General features: G+C 41.6%; 1 protein-coding gene. It reads left to right on the top strand.

Annotated features, from left to right (window positions below; genetic code table 11):
- Positions 1-505: 505 nt before the first annotated feature.
- A complete protein-coding gene (gene ltrA, locus F3D68_RS11120; RefSeq protein WP_151194500.1) occupies positions 506-1,831 on the top strand; it encodes a group II intron reverse transcriptase/maturase in 1,326 nt (441 codons plus the stop codon).
- Positions 1,832-1,949 lie beyond the last annotated feature (118 nt).

The raw sequence follows: 1,949 nt of genomic DNA, 5'->3' as shown, positions 1-1,949 counted from the left end.
TGATCTTGCATTTTTGTCACTTCTTCCAGTGCGCTAGGACAAGCCGCACTGATCTTGCAGGTGAAAGTCCTGCCGTAGAAGGTTGACTAGACCACTACGTAGCGAGTCTTGCGCGGTCAAAGGTAACAATGACTGTGAAGCGTAGACAGCGAAACACTCGAGCCGAAACCAAATGGTGAACGTGACAGCTCCGAAATTTGACTAGTCGCAGGTGCTGATACTTTTGGAAGGGTAGTAAGCAACAATAGTTAAGAGGCTAACCTAGTCAATCTTTTAACTATACCTGCCGGAGTCGTAGGCGTCGGCGAGTTTGTAGAGACCAGTGGCGGAACCTAGGAGATCCACTATTTTCTTCTGGGATGAAGTATCAAAGTCACAAGTATGAAGAGTACAAGGGCTTTGAAATGAAATAGTGGAAGTCGGAGTCAATCATAGTAGTGATGAAGCTGGGTAATGCCAGTGGAGCGAAGGGTTGGCAGAGTAAATTAAGCGAAAAGGCGAAACAATGACTGTACACAGCAACGACAGAATAACATGGTTAACAAAACTAGATCGCATAGGTAAGCTATCTGCGGAAAACAAAGATCTAACGTTTAACAATATTGGTCATCTAATTAACGCAGACATGCTAAAAGAACAATACCGACAGCTAGATGGAACGAGAGCAGTTGGTATCGATAACATGACAAAGAGGAAATATGGCAAAAATCTAGATAACAATCTCAATGATATTATTCAGAAGATACGCCGTGGAACTTATAAACCTAAACCAGCAAGAATCACCCAAATACCAAAAGAAGATGGTAGTAATCGACCTCTAGCCATATCATGCCTAGAAGATAAGCTTATACAATCTGCGGTAAGCCAAATACTTACTGCAATATATGAGCCACTATTTTTATCATGCTCCTATGGGTATCGTTCTGGTAAAAGTTGTCATGATGCTTTAAAGGCATTAAATCAAGCGACCTATAAACACCTTCATGGAGCAATTGTTGAAATTGATATCCGTAAATACTTCAATACCATACCGCACGCGGTGCTAATGGAATTATTGCGTAAGAAAATATCAGATAGACGTTTTCTAAGGCTGATTGAAGTTTTGATAACAGCACCAATAAGGGAGGATAATGAAGACAAAGCGAATACCTTGGGGTGCCCTCAAGGTTCAATCATATCACCAATACTTGCGAATATTTACTTGCACCACGTTATAGACGAGTGGTTTGAAAATATCAAACATACTCATCTAAATGGAAGTGCTGAGTTAGTAAGGTTTGCAGATGATATGGTGTTTAGCTTTGCTCGCCAAGATGATGCTAAACGCTTTTATAGAGTGTTACCCAAACGTTTATCCAAAGCAGGTTTAGAAATACACGGAGCAAAATCTAGTTGCATCCCAGCAGGTAGATTAGCAGCAAAGAATGCAGAGCTTACGGGTAAACGATTAGATACGTTCAATTTCCTAGGCTTTACCTGTTATTGGGGTAAATCACTCAAAGGGTTTTGGCGGCTAAAATTTACAAGCCGTAAAGATCGATTTGCAGCTAAACTCAAAGGTTTAAAGCTATATCTGAGGAACAATCTTAATACAAATGATACCGTGGGTACGGTTAAAACTGTAATAAGAGTCGTCCAAGGATGGGTTAACTATCATGCGGTGTCTGATAATAACAGGCGTGTGAATAGTTTTCTGGAATCATCAAAACGTATCATACTTAGGTGGTTGAACAGACGGGGCGGGAAACGCAAAACCAACTGGGATCAACTACTTATTGGGTTAAAGCTGTTGGGCTTTCCAACCAAATGGAAGGTTAAATCGATGTTCTAACTACCGAAGTTGCACCAGCATGTAATTTACTCGGGAGCCGGATGCGATAGTTTCGCACGTCCGGTTCTGCGGAGGGGCTGACTGAAGAAATTTGGTCGGTCTACTCATCCATAGCCCG

It is taken from the genome of Cysteiniphilum sp. JM-1, from assembly GCF_008711525.1.
GTDB lineage: Bacteria > Pseudomonadota > Gammaproteobacteria > Francisellales > Francisellaceae > Caedibacter.
The sequence above is the reverse complement of the archived record's forward strand: the minus strand, read 5'-3'. Positions and strand labels throughout refer to the sequence as shown.